The 15,754-nt window shown below is 57.6% G+C and carries 15 protein-coding genes and 1 pseudogene; 10 read left to right on the top strand and 6 right to left on the bottom strand.

The features are described 5' to 3' along the window. Position 1: 1 nt before the first annotated feature. Positions 2–1,240 (bottom strand): MFS transporter, encoded by a 1,239-nt coding sequence (locus tag AC3ISI_RS25045; protein ID WP_489334261.1) that lies wholly within the window; start codon positions 1,238–1,240, stop codon positions 2–4. Between the two features lie 484 nt (positions 1,241–1,724). On the opposite strand from AC3ISI_RS25045, the gene AC3ISI_RS25040 reads away from it, so the two are divergent. The 3 genes from AC3ISI_RS25040 to AC3ISI_RS25030 all read left to right on the top strand — a co-directional run bounded on the left by AC3ISI_RS25040 (position 1,725) and on the right by AC3ISI_RS25030 (position 4,416). After that, on the top strand, positions 1,725–3,161 hold the full coding sequence (locus AC3ISI_RS25040; RefSeq protein ID WP_489334260.1) for a cytochrome ubiquinol oxidase subunit I: 1,437 nt from the start codon (positions 1,725–1,727) through the stop codon (positions 3,159–3,161). Positions 3,162–3,164: 3 nt separating this feature from the next. Next, complete coding sequence (gene cydB, locus AC3ISI_RS25035; RefSeq protein ID WP_489334259.1) at positions 3,165–4,172, top strand: cytochrome d ubiquinol oxidase subunit II; 1,008 nt, start codon at positions 3,165–3,167, stop codon at positions 4,170–4,172. 76 nt (positions 4,173–4,248) lie between these two features. Further along, positions 4,249–4,416 (top strand): DUF2474 domain-containing protein, encoded by a 168-nt coding sequence (locus AC3ISI_RS25030; RefSeq protein WP_116029815.1) that lies wholly within the window; start codon positions 4,249–4,251, stop codon positions 4,414–4,416. Between the two features lie 68 nt (positions 4,417–4,484). On the opposite strand, the gene AC3ISI_RS25025 is transcribed toward AC3ISI_RS25030, so the two are convergent. Continuing rightward, a complete protein-coding gene (locus AC3ISI_RS25025) occupies positions 4,485–5,609 on the bottom strand; it encodes a methyltransferase (protein ID WP_489334258.1) in 1,125 nt (374 codons plus the stop codon). Positions 5,610–5,786: 177 nt separating this feature from the next. Then, entirely contained in the window at positions 5,787–6,497 is a 711-nt protein-coding gene (locus AC3ISI_RS25020) for an autoinducer binding domain-containing protein (protein ID WP_489334257.1), read from the bottom strand. 346 nt (positions 6,498–6,843) lie between these two features. Between AC3ISI_RS25020 and AC3ISI_RS25015 the strand changes: the two genes are divergently transcribed. Beyond that, positions 6,844–7,620: a ferredoxin--NADP reductase gene (locus AC3ISI_RS25015; protein WP_489334256.1), complete on the top strand. Its 777-nt coding sequence runs from the start codon at positions 6,844–6,846 to the stop codon at positions 7,618–7,620. A 44-nt stretch (positions 7,621–7,664) separates the two neighbouring features. Here the strand turns inward: AC3ISI_RS25015 and mscL are convergent, their stop codons facing one another. Next, positions 7,665–8,078: a large-conductance mechanosensitive channel protein MscL gene (gene mscL, locus AC3ISI_RS25010; protein ID WP_489334255.1), complete on the bottom strand. Its 414-nt coding sequence runs from the start codon at positions 8,076–8,078 to the stop codon at positions 7,665–7,667. A 144-nt stretch (positions 8,079–8,222) separates the two neighbouring features. Here mscL and AC3ISI_RS25005 point away from each other — a divergent pair. The 3 genes and pseudogenes from AC3ISI_RS25005 to radA all read left to right on the top strand — a co-directional run. Then, positions 8,223–8,582: pseudogene (locus AC3ISI_RS25005) on the top strand (catalase); the annotation flags it as partial. 118 nt (positions 8,583–8,700) lie between these two features. Continuing rightward, entirely contained in the window at positions 8,701–8,853 is a 153-nt protein-coding gene (locus tag AC3ISI_RS25000) for a hypothetical protein (RefSeq protein ID WP_489334254.1), read from the top strand. Between the two features lie 96 nt (positions 8,854–8,949). Then, positions 8,950–10,317, top strand: coding sequence for a DNA repair protein RadA (radA, locus tag AC3ISI_RS24995; RefSeq protein ID WP_008040321.1), 1,368 nt, complete (start codon positions 8,950–8,952; stop codon positions 10,315–10,317). Between the two features lie 125 nt (positions 10,318–10,442). Here radA and AC3ISI_RS24990 read toward each other — a convergent pair whose 3' ends face one another. After that, positions 10,443–10,811: a PilZ domain-containing protein gene (locus AC3ISI_RS24990; RefSeq protein ID WP_489334253.1), complete on the bottom strand. Its 369-nt coding sequence runs from the start codon at positions 10,809–10,811 to the stop codon at positions 10,443–10,445. Positions 10,812–10,971: 160 nt separating this feature from the next. Here AC3ISI_RS24990 and AC3ISI_RS24985 point away from each other — a divergent pair, with 160 nt between their 5' ends. The 3 genes from AC3ISI_RS24985 (at position 10,972) to yjiA (ending at position 14,347) form a co-directional block, all read left to right on the top strand. After that, positions 10,972–13,038, top strand: a complete 2,067-nt coding sequence (locus AC3ISI_RS24985) for a carbon starvation CstA family protein (RefSeq protein ID WP_489334252.1) — start codon at positions 10,972–10,974, stop codon at positions 13,036–13,038. A 15-nt stretch (positions 13,039–13,053) separates the two neighbouring features. Further along, positions 13,054–13,251: a YbdD/YjiX family protein gene (locus AC3ISI_RS24980; protein WP_003228401.1), complete on the top strand. Its 198-nt coding sequence runs from the start codon at positions 13,054–13,056 to the stop codon at positions 13,249–13,251. A 124-nt stretch (positions 13,252–13,375) separates the two neighbouring features. Next, positions 13,376–14,347, top strand: coding sequence for a GTPase (gene yjiA, locus AC3ISI_RS24975; protein WP_489334251.1), 972 nt, complete (start codon positions 13,376–13,378; stop codon positions 14,345–14,347). Between the two features lie 65 nt (positions 14,348–14,412). Here the strand turns inward: yjiA and glyA are convergent, their stop codons facing one another. Beyond that, on the bottom strand, positions 14,413–15,666 hold the full coding sequence (glyA, locus tag AC3ISI_RS24970; RefSeq protein ID WP_489334249.1) for a serine hydroxymethyltransferase: 1,254 nt from the start codon (positions 15,664–15,666) through the stop codon (positions 14,413–14,415). Positions 15,667–15,754 lie beyond the last annotated feature (88 nt).

Here is a 15,754-nt window from a genome sequence, read left to right as displayed (position 1 = left end):
TTCAAACCTTCACTTCTTCCACCGGCACATGCATGCGGTCGCGGTTGGCCAGGCTCGGGAACAGTTTCACCCAGACCCCGGTCACCACCAGGGTGCCGATCCCGCCCATGACCACTGCTGGCACGGTGCCGAACCAGTGGGCAGTCAGCCCGGATTCGAACTCGCCCAACTGGTTCGACGCACCGATGAACAGGCCGTTCACGGCGCTGACCCGGCCACGCATTTCGTCCGGGGTTTCCAGTTGCACGAACGAGGCGCGGATCACCATGCTGATCATGTCTGCCGCGCCCAGCACTACCAGCACGGCAAGAGAGAACCAGAACGAGGTCGAGAGGCCGAAGGCAATGGTGGCCACGCCGAACACACCGACTGCCGTGAACATCACCCGTCCGACGTTGCGCTCAACCGCAAATCGCGCCAGGAACAACGACATCAATAACGCTCCGACTGCCGGCGCGGAACGCAGCAGCCCCAGACCCCACGGGCCGGTGAGCAGGATGTCCTTGGCAAACACCGGCAGCAGCGCCGTCGCGCCACCGAGCAAGACCGCAAACAGGTCCAGAGAGATTGCCCCGAGAATGTCCGGGCGACTGCGAATGAAGCGGATGCCCGCCAGCAGTGAATCCAGGGTCGCCTTGCCCTTGTTCAGCGGCGTTTGCCGGGCCGGCAGGTTGAGCATTAGCACACAGGCAATGATGTAGAGGATCACCGTCGGGCCATACACCCAGACGCTGCCGAAGGCATAGAGCAAACCACCGAGCGCCGGGGCGACGATGGTGGCTGATTGTTGCGCCGATTGTGCTGCGGCCACCGCGCGGGGAAACAACGCACTGGGCACGATACTCGGCAAAAGGGCTTGAGTGGTGGGCATTTCGAAGGAACGCGCGGCGCCGAGCAGGAACGCGAGGATGAAGATCATTTCCCGGGTGACATGATCGGTTGCACTGCCGATGGCCAGTGACAGGGCAATCAGCGCTTGCAGGGACTGGCAGATCGCCGCGACTTTGCGCCGGTCATAGCGGTCCGCAACGTGCCCGGTGTGCAGCATGAACAGCACGCGTGGCACAAACTCCACCAACCCGACCAGACCCAGATCGAGCACGTTGCCGGTCAGTTGGTAGAGGTTCCAGCCAATGGCCACCGTAAGCATCTGGAAACCACTGGCGGTGAAAACTCGGGCCAGCCAGAAAGCGAGGAACGGACGGTGGTGACGTAACAGCAAGGGCTCTTGGCTGGGCATCTGGAGGCAAGTCTTGATCGAGGGAAGGCCTGAGATTATCACCAACCTGTAACTAGAAGTTGCGGCCGCCAGAAATTTAGTTAGCTAGACACCGATCTCGAAATCGTCCAAATCCCCCGTGGGAGCGAGCCTGCTCGCGAAGCGGTGTTTCAGGCAGCATGAGTATTGACTGATACGCCGCCATCGCGAGCAGGCTCGGTCCCACAGGGAAAGTATTGCGGTGCATGTCTGCGGCCATGAGGCAACTTGTCACGCGGCAAAAGACCACGCGGTTCATGGACAGAAATGGGACTACTCTTTCAACGTTGATTGATCCAGATCAAAACCCCAAAAGGAATTGATCCGACGGCCATCCGGCCAGACGCCCTGCGTTGTGATGCTATCAAATAAAGAACGAATTTGAATTCGCCACACTCCATACCCGTGGGGGCCGTTGGGTGCAGGCTTCCAGCCAGCAGCCGTATTACCTGACAGAGGAAGACTTATGTTCGGTTTAGAGGCACTTGATCTCGCCCGAATGCAGTTTGCGTTTACCATCTCTTTTCACATTCTGTTCCCGGCCATCACCATTGGCCTGGCGAGTTACCTGGCGGTGCTCGAAGGCTTGTGGCTGAAAACCCATAACGACACCTACCGCGACCTGTATCACTTCTGGTCGAAGATCTTTGCCGTCAACTTCGGCATGGGCGTGGTCTCCGGGTTGGTGATGGCTTATCAGTTCGGCACCAACTGGAGCCGTTTTTCGGACTTCGCCGGCTCGGTGACCGGGCCATTGCTGACGTACGAAGTACTGACCGCCTTCTTCCTCGAAGCCGGTTTCCTGGGCGTCATGCTGTTTGGCTGGAACAAGGTCGGGCGCAAGCTGCACTTCTTTGCCACAGTCATGGTGGCCATCGGCACGCTGATCTCGACCTTCTGGATCCTGGCGTCCAACAGCTGGATGCAAACGCCGCAGGGTTTCGAAATCGTTAACGGTCAGGTGATCCCCACCGACTGGCTGGCGGTGATCTTCAACCCTTCATTCCCGTACCGCCTGATGCACATGGCGACGGCGGCATTCGTCGCCACCGCGTTCTTCGTCGGCTCTTCGGCGGCCTGGCACTTGCTGCGCGGCAAGGACAACCCGGCGATCCGGACGATGCTGTCGATGGCCATGTGGATGGCCCTGATCGTGGCACCGATTCAAGCGGTCATCGGTGACTTCCACGGCCTCAACACGCTCAAGCATCAGCCGGCGAAAATTGCGGCAATCGAAGGTCACTGGGAAAACATCGGCGATGAACCGACCCCGTTGATCCTGTTCGGCTGGCCGGACATGAAAGCCGAGAAAACCAGATTTGCCGTCGAAATTCCGTACCTCGGCAGCCTGATCCTCACCCACTCGCTGGACAAACAGGTGCCAGCGCTCAAGGAATTCCCGCCTGAAGACCGGCCCAATTCGACCATCGTGTTCTGGTCGTTCCGGATCATGGTTGGCCTGGGTTTCCTGATGATCTTCACCGGGTTGTGGAGCCTTTGGCTGCGCAAGCGCGACAAGCTCTATACCTCGCGTCCATTCCTTTATCTGGCGTTATGGATGGGGCCATCGGGCCTGATCGCGATCCTCGCAGGTTGGTTTACCACCGAAATCGGCCGTCAGCCGTGGGTGGTCTACGGTCTGATGCGTACGGCGGATGCTTCCTCCAACCATAGTTTCATGCAAATGAGCATTACGTTGATTCTGTTCGTGGTGGTGTATTTCGCGCTGTTCGGTGCCGGCCTGGGTTACATGATGCGCTTGGTGCGCAAAGGTCCGAAGATCGACGAAGGCAAGGAAACCAACCACGGTGGCCCTGGCCAGAAACGCACACCGGCCCGTCCGCTGTCCGCCGCTGACGATGATGGCGCCGACAGTGACCACAGCCTGACCAAGGAGATTTGAGTCATGGGTATTGATCTTCCGCTGATCTGGGCCGTGATCATCATCTTCGGCATCATGATGTACGTGGTCATGGACGGCTTCGACCTGGGGATCGGGATTCTCTTCCCGTTCATTCCCGGCAAGACCGACCGTGACGTGATGATGAACACTGTCGCACCGGTGTGGGACGGTAACGAAACCTGGCTGGTACTGGGCGGTGCCGCGTTGTTTGGTGCCTTTCCGCTGGCCTATTCGGTAGTGCTCTCGGCGCTGTACCTGCCGCTGATCCTGATGCTGATCGGGCTGATCTTCCGTGGCGTGGCCTTCGAGTTTCGTTTCAAGGCCAGGGACAACAAGCGTCACCTCTGGGACAAGGCCTTTATCGGTGGCTCCGTCACCGCAACCTTCTTTCAGGGCGTGGCATTAGGGGCCTTCATTGATGGGTTGCCAGTGGTCAATCGCCAGTTTGCCGGTGGTTCATTGGACTGGCTGACACCGTTCACCCTGTTTTGCGGCTTGGCGTTGGTGGTGGCTTATGCGTTGCTCGGTTGCACGTGGTTGATCATGAAGACCGAAGGCAAGCTGCAGGAGCAAATGCACGATCTGGCCCGGCCGCTGGCCTTCGTGGTGCTGGCGGTGATCGGCATCGTCAGCATCTGGACGCCATTGGCCCACGCCGAAATCGCCGCTCGCTGGTTCACGCTGCCCAATCTGTTCTGGTTCATGCCCGTGCCGATTCTCGTGCTGGTGACCATGTACGGTCTGATCCGCGCCGTCGCCCGCAATGCGCACTACACGCCGTTCCTGCTGACGCTGGTGCTGATCTTCCTCGGCTACAGCGGATTGGGCATCAGCCTGTGGCCGAACATCGTGCCACCGTCCATCTCGATCTGGGACGCTGCTGCACCGCCGCAAAGCCAGGGTTTCATGCTGGTCGGCACGTTGTTCATCATCCCGTTCATCCTGGGTTACACCTTTTGGAGCTACTACGTGTTCCGCGGCAAGGTGACCCACGAAGACGGTTATCACTAACACCGTGGGAGCGACGATTCGACCTGCTCGCGATGGCGCCCTCACCGGCGCCATCGATCTATTGAGGATTGATGCAATGACCGGCAAACATTCGCTGCACGACATTGAAGAAGCCGAAAAAAAACCGCTGTGGCAACGGCTAGGATGGCTGGCCTTGATTTGGGTCGGCAGCGTCGGCGCGCTGTTTATCGTGGCCAGTCTGATGCGCATGTTCATGAATGCGGCAGGTCTGACCACGCACTGAAGGCTCCGTCCCGTTGCCTTGGGACACGGATTTACAACCCTCCTGCGCGGAGGGTTTTTTTTCAGTGCTTATTTGCGGGCTTTGAGAATCACGAATTTTGGCGTGGCGGCCACTTGCTCCACACCCCGGAACAGTCGGGCAAGCTTGCTGTGGTACCCCAAGTGACGGTTGCCGACGATATACAGCGCACCGCCCACCACCAGCGCCTCTCGGGCCTGCTGGAACATGCGCCAGGCGAGGAAGTCGCCAACGACTTGTTGCTGATGGAACGGCGGGTTGCACAACACCACATCCAGGGATTGAGGCTCCTGCCCTGCGAGGCCATCGCCGGCCCGCACAATGACTTCTCTGTCACCGAGTGCCGCGCGCCAGTTTTCGGCGGCCGATTGCACGGCCATGTACGACTCGTCCACCAGCGTGTACTGCGCCTGCGGGTTTTGCAGCGCACTGGCGATGGCCAGCACGCCGTTACCGCAACCGAGGTCCGCGACTCGCGCAGTGCCGAGGTTCTTCGGCAGGTGCGGTAGAAAGGCCCGGGTGCCGATGTCCAGTCCTTCGCGGCAGAACACATTGGCGTGGTTCAGCAGTTCAATGGCCGGTTCATCGAGTTGATAGCGCGAAGGGTAGGGGGACACGACAGGGGCTTTTGCTTCAGGTGTGGCGATTAATAGCCGGGCCTTTTTTACCGCCAAAGAGGCTTGCACCGGGCCGATGTAGCGTTCAAGCAGATCACCGGCAGCACGTGGCAGATGCTTGATCATCGCCGCAGCAATCACCTGCGCCCCCGGCGCCAACTGGCCCTGCAAGCGAATAAGTTGTTCTTCCAGCAACGCCAGGGTTTTCGGCACCCGGATCAATACCCGGTCAAACGGGCCGCTGATTGCTTCGCTGGCGGGCACGCTCGGTACCGCGTCAAATGCCTGGTTGTTACGGATCAGATTTTTCTCCAGCCCCTGAAACGCCAGAAACGAGTCGCCACTGCTGACCACCCGGACCTTGCCTGCGAGGCTGGCGGCCAACGCGCCAAAACTGTCGTTCAACACCAATACCCGAGTCTCGGCCGAGGGGTGTTGTTCAGCGAGATGGTTGAGCAGGTATTCGTCGGCCGCATCGAAAGCTTGCAGCGGTTCGTTCTGCTGTTCTGGCTGACGGATCAGATCGAGTTGGGCGAAGGGTGTTTCGAGCAGGGGCATGAGGCGAGGCTCTGGGTAGTCAACGAGTGTGGTGTCCCGCTGCCGGAGGCGTTGTAGCGGGCGGGGCCCTCCGAGTGCACTTCATCGTAAGGTTACAGACGACATCACTCAGGGGGCCGCAAATGGTACGTTTTTTTCTGTTGGATTACTCGCAGGTTTTCCTGGCATGGTGTGGATTCAGATGGCCCCCGTCCTCACAGCCTTTATCACCGCTGCAATCTTGTTATTCACGCCAAATTTCTGGATTGCACTGTGCACGTGGAAATTGATGGTGCGTTCACTGATGCTGAGGATTCTGGAGCATTCATAAGCCGTCTTGCCGTCGGCTGACAATTTCAAAATTTCGATTTCACGTGTCGACAAATGAGGTGTGCATGCGGTCGGCAGGCGATGACGCAGTTTTTTAGCTGCATGCCCATGCAACTGGTGGTTGATGAATATGGCGTAACCCAGATTTTCATACAATTCATAGGCAGTGACAGGGCTGTTGCTTCTGGCGAGGCTAAACATGCTGCGAAGACCATTGCAGTCATGAAACGATTGTGACCAGCCATATTGCAAGCCTAGTTTTTTTTGAGCCTGTCTCAACTGAGATGCCTTTGAGAAGACCTCATCCTCCCAAAGAATCGGCAGCTCTGATTGATTGCAATGAGCCAGTATTGGGTCTATTTCAGAGAAGTGGTTGTGTTCATATGTCGTATTCCAATCGTGTGGGTAGTTGTTAAAACTTACTGTGTCGCGATGATGCATTTGCGCGGGGGATGTAATTGAAAAAGCACAGAAAGTGAAGCCGAGACTCTTAACGAGATTGAGTGAAATTTCATATGCAGATTTAATTTCTTTGGCGTCGGATATTTGTCTTAACTGTGATTCCTTCCACATTTCCATCGCAGTAGCTCCATGCGGATATCTTGGGGGTGCATATTGGATCCGCGATCCAGCACGTGCCGAGTGTAGGGGCAATCCTACACACATGATGCAATTATTTTGTTCTTGAAAATTTTCTGAGCTGCATGTCTGGTTCTTAGGCTTTTTCAAAGCCAATACAGCTTAGTCACATGGTGTACATCATTCTATTTGTCGTTTTTTGTACAAGTTGGTGTATGCCGCTAGCAATATAAAGTCAGGCTATATCACTAACAAAGAATCTCATTTCCAAAGACACTACAAATCACCAGTGTTTACATCGTCTGCTTTGCGAGACACTGGTGAGGTCAGTTCAATGGAGCGACCCATGACCGCCAGTGCCGATAAATTCACTCGCCAAACCTTGCTCGACGTCCAGCCGTTGACCCCGAACCTGTTTACCCTGCGGGCCACCAGGGATCCGGGTTTTCGTTTCAGGTCAGGGCAGTTCGCCCGGTTAGGCGTTACCAAAGCCGATGGCAGTACGGTTTGGCGTGCCTACTCAATGGTGTCGTCGCCCTTTGACGAATTTCTCGAGTTCTTCTCCATTGTCGTGCCAGGTGGGGAGTTCACCAGCGAGTTGAGCCGACTGGAGGTTGGCGATACATTGCTGGTCGACCGCCAGGCATTTGGTTATTTGACCCTTGATCGTTTTGTTGATGGGCGTGATCTGTGGTTGTTATCCACAGGTACCGGCATTGCCCCGTTTCTGTCCATCCTGCAAGACTTTGAGGTCTGGGAGAAATTCGAACGCATCATCCTCGTCTACAGCGTGCGCGAAGCCCGGGAGCTGGCGTATCAGGCGCTGATCGCCGAGTTGGGGCAGCGCGATTATCTGGCCGAAAACGCCCACAAATTGCAATTCATCGCCACCGTTACTCGCGAACAACATCCCGGCGCCCTGAGCGGGCGGATCACTACGCTGATCGAAAATGGCGAATTGGAGCGGGCTGCCGGTGTGGCGCTGACACCCGAACACTCGCGGGTCATGCTTTGCGGTAATCCGCAGATGATCGATGACACGCGCAAGCTGCTCAAACAGCGTGACATGCATCTGAGCCTCAGCCGACGGCCAGGCCAAGTGGCTGTGGAAAACTTTTGGTAAAAAAACGGCGCATTGAAGGCGCCGTTTCTATTTGCAATCAGTCTTCAGGGCCGATTGTTCTGGGCCTTGAGCAAATCACGGATCTCCCTCAACAGCTCCTCCTCCTTGCTCGGAACCGGCGGTAATGTTGGGGCCGAGGCCTCTTCGCGCTTCAGTTGGTTGATCGCTTTGATCCCCATAAAAATCGCGAAAGCGACAATGACAAAGTCAATCATGCTCTGGATGAATTTACCGTAGGCCAACACCACTGCTGGGGCATTGCCCTCGGCTGCCTTGAGCGTAATGGCCAGATCACTGAAGTCCACCCCGCCGATCAGCAATCCAATGGGGGGCATGACGACGTCGCCGACAAACGACGTAACGATCTTGCCGAAGGCCGCGCCGACGATGATACCGACCGCCATGTCGATCACATTACCTTTGACCGCGAAGGCCTTGAACTCACTTATCACGCCCATAGGTTATTTCCTTGTTACAGATGAGGTTGGTAAACGCAGTGTAAATCAGCGGGACCGCTCTTGCTCGAAACACCTCATTACAAAGCTAGTGGTTAACGACCTGTCTGCCGGCATTTAGTTTGACGTGCGTGGAATGGCACCTTCTCGGTGGCCAATGACCTCGGCGACCTGACCACCGTGGAGGTGTTCGCTGACGGCCATAGCCCCCCCGAAACCGTGCGTTTCTGCGCCGCTTTCCAAGGCAACTATTCGCCACAACCCTCGCGCGCGCCGCTCGGTTTCGTCACCCGGTTCTACACCGCCGATGGCAACTGGGCCTTGCGGGGCAATAACTTTCCGACTTTCGTCATTCGCGGAGCGGCTAATTCGATCCGAATCAGTTACAAAAGTCTAAGGTCAAGACATCTGTCAAATGATCGATGGCTGTTTGCACATGTTGAAACAAGGCGATATTCAAAGTTGAAGCTTGTACGACCGGCTTTTGAAAGCTCAAGACTTGTATAGGTTTAATATCGATCCATTGGGTGCAACGAAGATCTCTTTTGTAGTTTCTGAGTCAAAAGTTGGACAAATGGTTTTATGCTAAATCAGTGGATGCCTCCAGCAAACCGAGCAAGTTGCAATGGCATCGCCCTATCTAGTTCTCGGTATAAAGACTGTGGCCGATCGCTTATTTCAAGGCGGAGTGATTTCCTACACCGATACTCAACGCTATCGTCTGGTTACATCTGCAGTTGCCGATCAATGCTCCGAAAGTTTCCGAGTGCAACGGTAATCAGGTCGTGTGATGAACATTGGTGAAATCCGTGCCGCTGCATCGCGCTGATCAGCGTCAGCTGAGCTATCATCGCGTTTTTTGCCGGGAGTTCAGATGGCCAAGGCCAAACGCATGTACGGCTGCACCGAGTGTGGCTCAACCTTCCCCAAGTGGGCTGGCCAGTGCGGCGAGTGCGGGGCCTGGAACACGCTGACCGAGACCATGGTGGAAAGCGGTGGCGCCGCCGCCCCGAGCGGTCGCACCGGCTGGACCGGTCAACAGGCCCAGATCAAGACCCTGGCCGAAGTCAGCGTCGAAGAAATCCCGCGCTTTTCCACGGCATCCAGCGAACTCGATCGGGTGCTGGGCGGTGGCTTGGTTGACGGTTCGGTGGTGCTGATCGGCGGCGACCCGGGCATCGGTAAGTCGACCATCCTGTTGCAAACCTTGTGCAACCTCGCCAAAAGCATGCCGGCGCTTTATGTCACGGGCGAAGAATCGCAGCAGCAAGTGGCCATGCGTGCCCGCCGGCTGGGTTTGCCGCAGGATCAACTGCGGGTGATGACCGAAACCTGCATCGAAACCATCATCGCCACGGCCCGGGTGGAAAAGCCCAAAGTCATGGTGATCGACTCGATCCAGACGATCTTCACCGAGCAACTGCAATCGGCACCGGGTGGCGTCTCTCAGGTTCGCGAAAGTGCGGCGTTGCTGGTGCGTTATGCCAAGCAGAGCGGCACCGCGATTTTCCTGGTGGGGCACGTGACTAAAGAAGGCGCACTGGCCGGTCCGCGCGTGCTGGAGCATATGGTCGACACCGTTTTGTATTTCGAAGGCGAATCCGATGGGCGTTTGCGTTTGCTGCGTGCGGTAAAAAACCGTTTCGGTGCGGTCAACGAATTGGGTGTGTTCGGCATGACGGACAAGGGCCTGAAAGAAGTCTCCAACCCGTCAGCGATCTTCCTCACCCGTGCTCAAGAAGAGGTCCCGGGCAGTGTGGTCATGGCGACGTGGGAAGGGACACGGCCCATGTTGGTGGAAGTCCAGGCATTGGTGGACGACAGTCATTTGGCCAACCCGCGTCGGGTCACGCTGGGGCTGGATCAGAACCGTCTGGCGATGTTGTTGGCGGTCCTGCACCGTCATGGCGGCATTCCGACACACGATCAGGATGTGTTCCTCAACGTGGTCGGCGGTGTGAAGGTTCTGGAAACGGCTTCTGACCTGGCGTTGATGGCGGCGGTGATGTCCAGTTTGCGCAACCGGCCATTGCCGCATGATCTGTTGGTGTTTGGCGAAGTCGGCTTGTCCGGCGAAGTACGCCCGGTGCCCAGCGGTCAGGAGCGCCTGAAAGAAGCCGCCAAGCACGGCTTCAAACGCGCCATTGTGCCCAAGGGCAATGCGCCGAAAGAGGCGCCACCGGGGTTGCAGATTATTGCGGTCACGCGCCTGGAGCAGGCACTCGACGCGTTGTTCGAGTAGTCCACAATCCAGCCCAACCCCTGTGGGAGCGAGCCTGCTCGCGATGACGGTGGGTTAGAAAAGTATGTCGACTGACACTCCGCTATCGCGAGCAGGCTCGCTCCCACAGTGGATTTGTGGTGGGTTCAAACTTCGATCAAGGCGCCCAGCTCACGTTCCAGCTCCTGCGGATCACCCAGATTGAGTTCGATCAACCGCCGCAGGCGTTCAATCGACTCCAGACTGATGTGTTTGCAGACGAAGCCGAGTTGGCCATGATCATCGTGGGTCAGTTGTACATCCATCTTGATGGAAACATCATCGGTGAGATGAACATCGACGAGGAAATGCCATTCTCGATTACCCAACCACGGCTCGGGCTTCTGGATAAGCAACCCCTTGAGCGACAGGTCGATCAATTTTACCGGCCAGATGTACTCCCCCTGACTCAGCTCGGTCCTGGCATCGAACGCGATACGTTTGAAGCGGCGGCGATCGGCTGCGTGTTCGCTCATGGCGCAATCCTCGAAAAGGTACGCTGACTATAGACCCGCATTCTCAAGGCCTGCCAGCGCGGACAGGTGTCTAGACCAATGTTGGGGTATGGCCTTTGCCGACAGGAGAGCTAAACTCGGAGTGGCTGTCTTTCTTGTCCACTCTGGCTGGAATCATAAAATGAAAAATAATAATAGCCCGCTTAGCCACTTACCCTGGCTTCTGCTGGCAATCGTCGGTGCGTGCGCCCTGGGTGTAGTGGCATTGCGCCGTGGTGAGGCGGTCAACGCCTTGTGGATTGTGGTGGCTGCCGTGGCCATTTATCTGGTTGCATATCGCTACTACAGTCTGTTCATCGCTCACAACGTGATGCAGCTCGACCCGCGACGGGCCACCCCCGCCGTACTCAATAATGACGGTCTGGACTACGTTCCGACCAACAAACACATCCTTTTCGGTCACCACTTCGCGGCCATCGCTGGCGCTGGTCCTCTGGTCGGTCCGGTATTGGCGGCGCAGATGGGCTACCTGCCGGGTACGCTGTGGATAATCGCGGGCGTGGTGTTGGCCGGTGGTGTTCAGGACTTCATGGTGTTGTTCATGTCGACCCGCCGTAATGGCCGGTCTCTGGGCGACATGGTCCGAGAAGAAATGGGCCGCATCCCCGGCACCATCGCGCTGTTTGGCTGCTTCCTGATCATGATCATCATCCTCGCGGTGCTGGCGCTGATCGTGGTCAAGGCCCTGGCTGAAAGCCCGTGGGGCATTTTCACGGTGATGGCGACCATCCCGATTGCGATGTTCATGGGCATCTACATGCGCTACATCCGCCCGGGCCGCATTGGTGAGATCTCGGTAGTGGGCGTGCTGTTGTTGCTCGGTTCGATCTGGCTTGGTGGGCAGATTGCTGCTGACCCGGTCTGGGCCAAGGCGTTCAGCTTCACCGGGATTCAGATCACCTGGATGTTGATTGGCTACGGTTTTGTTGCAGCAGTGTTGCCGGTGTGGCTGATTCTGGCCCCGCGTGACTACCTGTCGACCTTCCTGAAAATCGGCACCATCATCGCCTTGGCCATCGGTATTGTGGTCACCATGCCTGTGCTGAAAATGCCGGCGCTGACCCAGTTCATCGACGGCACGGGGCCGGTGTGGAAGGGCGGGCTGTTTCCGTTCCTGTTCATCACCATCGCTTGTGGCGCGGTCTCGGGTTTCCACGCACTGATTTCCTCCGGCACCACGCCGAAGCTGCTGGATAACGAAACCAACGCCCGTTACATCGGTTACGGCGGCATGCTGATGGAATCGTTCGTCGCCATCATGGCCATAGTTGCCGCCTCGGTGATCGAGCCGGGCGTGTACTTTGCGATGAACAGCCCGGCAGCCGTGGTCGGCGGTGATGTGGTGGCGGTGGCGCAAGTGGTCAGCAACTGGGGCTTTGCGATTACCCCGGAAGCCCTGCAAGCCGTGGCCCATGACATCGGTGAAACCACCATCCTGGCCCGTGCCGGCGGTGCGCCGACCTTGGCGGTCGGTATCGCGCAGATCCTGCACAGTGTCCTGCCGGGTGAAAACACCATGGCATTCTGGTACCACTTCGCGATCCTGTTCGAAGCACTGTTCATCCTGACCGCTGTCGACGCCGGCACCCGTGCCGGTCGTTTCATGCTCCAGGATTTGCTCGGTTCCTTCGTCCCGGCACTGAAACGTACCGAATCCTGGACCGCCAACCTGATCGCCACCGCCGGTTGTGTGGCCATGTGGGGCTGGCTGCTTTATCAGGGTGTGATCGATCCATTGGGTGGCATCAACACCTTGTGGCCGCTGTTCGGCATCTCCAACCAGATGCTCGCCGGTATCGCGCTGATGCTCGGCACCGTTGTGCTGATCAAAATGAAACGCCAACGCTACATCTGGGTCACCATGGTGCCAGCGGTCTGGCTGCTGATCTGCACCGTCACCGCGGGCTTCATCAAGCTGTTCGACGCCAACCCGGCGATCGGCTTCCTGTCGTTGGCCAAAAAATACAGCGATGCGCTGGCCAATGGTCAGCTCCTTGCCCCGGCCAAGGACATCACGCAGATGCAGCACGTGATTTTCAACGCCTACACCAACGCCACGCTGACAGTGCTGTTCCTGTTCGTGGTCTTCAGTATCCTGTTCTACGCACTCAAGGTTGGCATTGCCTCCTGGGGCACAAAAGAGCGTACGGATAAAGAATCGCCATTCCAGGCCTTACCGGACGCGTAATCGAGGATTGCAAGCATGTTCAATGACCTGAGTCGCCTCGGTAAATACCTCGGTCAGGCCGCGCGCCTGATGGTCGGCATGCCCGACTACGACACCTACGTCGAGCATATGCAAACCAAACACCCGGACAAACCGGTGATGAGCTACGAAATGTTCTTTCGCGAACGCCAGGAAGCTCGTTACGGTGGCAAGGGTGGGCCGAAGTGCTGTTGATACTCGGCATTTAGGCGACACATCATCTCTGTAGGAGTCCGGCTTGCCGGCGATAGCGATCTTCGGGACGCCATCGCCGGCAAGCCGGGCTCCTACAGTTTTTTGCGCATGAGAGGTTTTCGTTTTGTTCACACCAATCCCGGTAACAATCCTCAGCGGTTTTCTCGGCGCCGGCAAGACCACACTGTTGCGTCACCTGCTCAAAGCCGAGCACGGGCTGAAAATCGCCGTGATCGAAAATGAATTCAGTGACGCCGGCATCGACACCCAACTGCTGGGCGACGAGCCGGTACAAGTCATGACGCTGTCCAACGGCTGCGTCTGCTGCACCATCCACACCGATCTGACCAAAGCGCTTTACCTGTTGCTCGAACGCCTGGACAGCGGCGACATCGCCTTCGATCGTCTGGTGATCGAGTGCACCGGTTTGGCCGACCCGGCACCGGTGGCGCAAACCTTCTTCATTGACGAAGAATTACGTGAGCGCTACATCCTCGACGGCATCATCACCCTCGTCGACGCGGCACACGCCGACACGCACCTGACTCAAACCATCGCCCAGGCACAAATCGGTTTCGCCGACCGCTTGCTGGTGAGCAAACGCGATCTGGTCGACGAGTCGACGTTCACCGCATTGAGTGAGCGCCTGACCCGCATCAATCGGCGTGCACCGATCCGCGTGGTGGATCACGGCAAGATCGATCTGGCTGAATTGCTCGACGTGCGCGGTTTCAATTTAAATGCCGACCTTGGCGGTGGCATGAGTTTGCGTCCGGTGAGCCAGGCGCCGTCCATCGACCGCATCTCCAGCCTGGTGCTGCGCACCGAGAAGCCGCTGGATATCGACAAGCTCAGCGAGTTCATGAACGAACTGCTGGAAGACCATGGCAAGCAACTGCTGCGCTACAAAGGGGTGTTGAGCATCCTCGATGAGCCACGGCGGATGGTGTTTCAAGGCGTGCTGAAGTTGTACGGTTTTGATTGGGACACTGAATGGGCAGACGATGAGGTACGTGAAAGCGTGATCGTGTTCATTGCCGATGATTTGCCGGAAGGGAAGATTCGCGAGGGGTTTGCGCGGGTAACCGCCCACTGATTTGCGGACATAAAAAAACCGGCCATTTCTGGCCGGTTTTTTAGTGCCGCGGTTTAGCGGGCTGATTAAGCGCCGTACACCGGCAGCTTCTTGCAGATAGCCTTGACCTTCTCACGAACGGCGTCGATCACCGTTTCGTTGTTCAGGTCTGCCAGGATGTCGCAGATCCAGCCGGCCAGTTCCTTGCACTCTGCTTCCTTGAAGCCGCGAGTGGTCACAGCCGGTGTGCCGAAGCGCAGGCCGGAGGTGACGAACGGGGAGCGCGGGTCGTTAGGCACGGAGTTCTTGTTCACGGTGATGAACGCTTTGCCCAGAGCGGCGTCGGCGTCTTTACCGGAGATTTCCTGCTTGATCAGCGACAGCAGGAACAGGTGGTTCTCGGTACCGCCGGAGACCACGTCGAAACCGCGTTCGATGAACACGCCGGCCATGGCCTTGGCGTTTTTCACCACTTGTTGCTGGTAGGCCTTGAACTCAGGCTGCAGCGCTTCCTTGAAGCAGATCGCTTTGGCGGCAATCACGTGCTCCAGCGGGCCACCCTGGGCGCCCGGGAATACGGCGGAGTTCAGCTTCTTCTCGATGTCGGCGTTGGCGCGCGCCAGGATCAGGCCGCCACGTGGACCGCGCAGGGTCTTGTGTGTGGTGGTGGTCACGACGTCAGCGAATGGCACCGGGTTCGGGTAGACGCCAGCGGCGACCAGGCCGGCCACGTGGGCCATGTCGACGAACAGGTAAGCGCCCACTTTGTCGGCGATTTCGCGGAAGCGAGGGAAATCCAGGATCTGCGAGTAGGCAGAGAAACCGGCCACGATCATTTTCGGCTTGTGCTCAACCGCCAGACGCTCGACTTCGTCGTAGTCGATCAGGCCGTTGGCGTCGATGCCGTACTGGATGGCGTTGTACAGCTTGCCGGAGGACGAAACGCTGGCACCGTGGGTCAGGTGACCACCGTGGGCCAGGCTCATGCCCAGGATGGTGTCACCAGCCGACAGCAGGGCCAGGTAAACGGCGCTGTTGGCTTGCGAACCGGCGTGTGGCTGAACGTTGGCGTAATCGGCGCCGAAGAGCTCTTTGGCGCGGTCGATGGCCAGCTGCTCAACAACGTCGACGAACTCGCAACCACCGTAGTAGCGCTTGCCCGGGTAGCCTTCGGCGTACTTGTTGGTCAGTACCGAGCCTTGAGCTTCCATCACCGCTGGGCTGGTGTAGTTTTCTGAAGCGATCAGCTCGATGTGTTCTTCCTGGCGCTGAGCTTCTTGCTCCATGGCGGCAAAAAGATCGGCGTCGTACTTGGCAATAGTCAAATCACGGCTGAACATGGCGGTCCTCAAGGATCGGGGCAGAAAAGGGGGGCATTCTAACCCAATGGGTTTTGGATGGCATATGAAACGACGTCAAGTCGCAGAC

The sequence above is a fragment of the Pseudomonas sp. GL_139_B genome (assembly GCF_057834475.1).
Note: the sequence above shows the minus strand (reverse complement) of the source record. Positions and strands in the feature narration are given on the sequence as shown.

What these genes read in the sequence shown, in the direction of transcription:
- AC3ISI_RS25045 (WP_489334261.1), bottom strand. Translation starts at nt 1,240, where the DNA reads ATGCCCAGCCAAGAGCCCTTGCTGTTACGTCACCACCGTCCGTTCCTC.
- AC3ISI_RS25040 (WP_489334260.1), top strand. Translation starts at nt 1,725, where the DNA reads ATGTTCGGTTTAGAGGCACTTGATCTCGCCCGAATGCAGTTTGCGTTT.
- cydB (WP_489334259.1), top strand. Translation starts at nt 3,165, where the DNA reads ATGGGTATTGATCTTCCGCTGATCTGGGCCGTGATCATCATCTTCGGC.
- AC3ISI_RS25030 (WP_116029815.1), top strand. Translation starts at nt 4,249, where the DNA reads ATGACCGGCAAACATTCGCTGCACGACATTGAAGAAGCCGAAAAAAAA.
- AC3ISI_RS25025 (WP_489334258.1), bottom strand. Translation starts at nt 5,609, where the DNA reads ATGCCCCTGCTCGAAACACCCTTCGCCCAACTCGATCTGATCCGTCAG.
- AC3ISI_RS25020 (WP_489334257.1), bottom strand. Translation starts at nt 6,497, where the DNA reads ATGGAAATGTGGAAGGAATCACAGTTAAGACAAATATCCGACGCCAAA.
- AC3ISI_RS25015 (WP_489334256.1), top strand. Translation starts at nt 6,844, where the DNA reads ATGACCGCCAGTGCCGATAAATTCACTCGCCAAACCTTGCTCGACGTC.
- mscL (WP_489334255.1), bottom strand. Translation starts at nt 8,078, where the DNA reads ATGGGCGTGATAAGTGAGTTCAAGGCCTTCGCGGTCAAAGGTAATGTG.
- AC3ISI_RS25000 (WP_489334254.1), top strand. Translation starts at nt 8,701, where the DNA reads ATGGCATCGCCCTATCTAGTTCTCGGTATAAAGACTGTGGCCGATCGC.
- radA (WP_008040321.1), top strand. Translation starts at nt 8,950, where the DNA reads ATGGCCAAGGCCAAACGCATGTACGGCTGCACCGAGTGTGGCTCAACC.
- AC3ISI_RS24990 (WP_489334253.1), bottom strand. Translation starts at nt 10,811, where the DNA reads ATGAGCGAACACGCAGCCGATCGCCGCCGCTTCAAACGTATCGCGTTC.
- AC3ISI_RS24985 (WP_489334252.1), top strand. Translation starts at nt 10,972, where the DNA reads ATGAAAAATAATAATAGCCCGCTTAGCCACTTACCCTGGCTTCTGCTG.
- AC3ISI_RS24980 (WP_003228401.1), top strand. Translation starts at nt 13,054, where the DNA reads ATGTTCAATGACCTGAGTCGCCTCGGTAAATACCTCGGTCAGGCCGCG.
- glyA (WP_489334249.1), bottom strand. Translation starts at nt 15,666, where the DNA reads ATGTTCAGCCGTGATTTGACTATTGCCAAGTACGACGCCGATCTTTTT.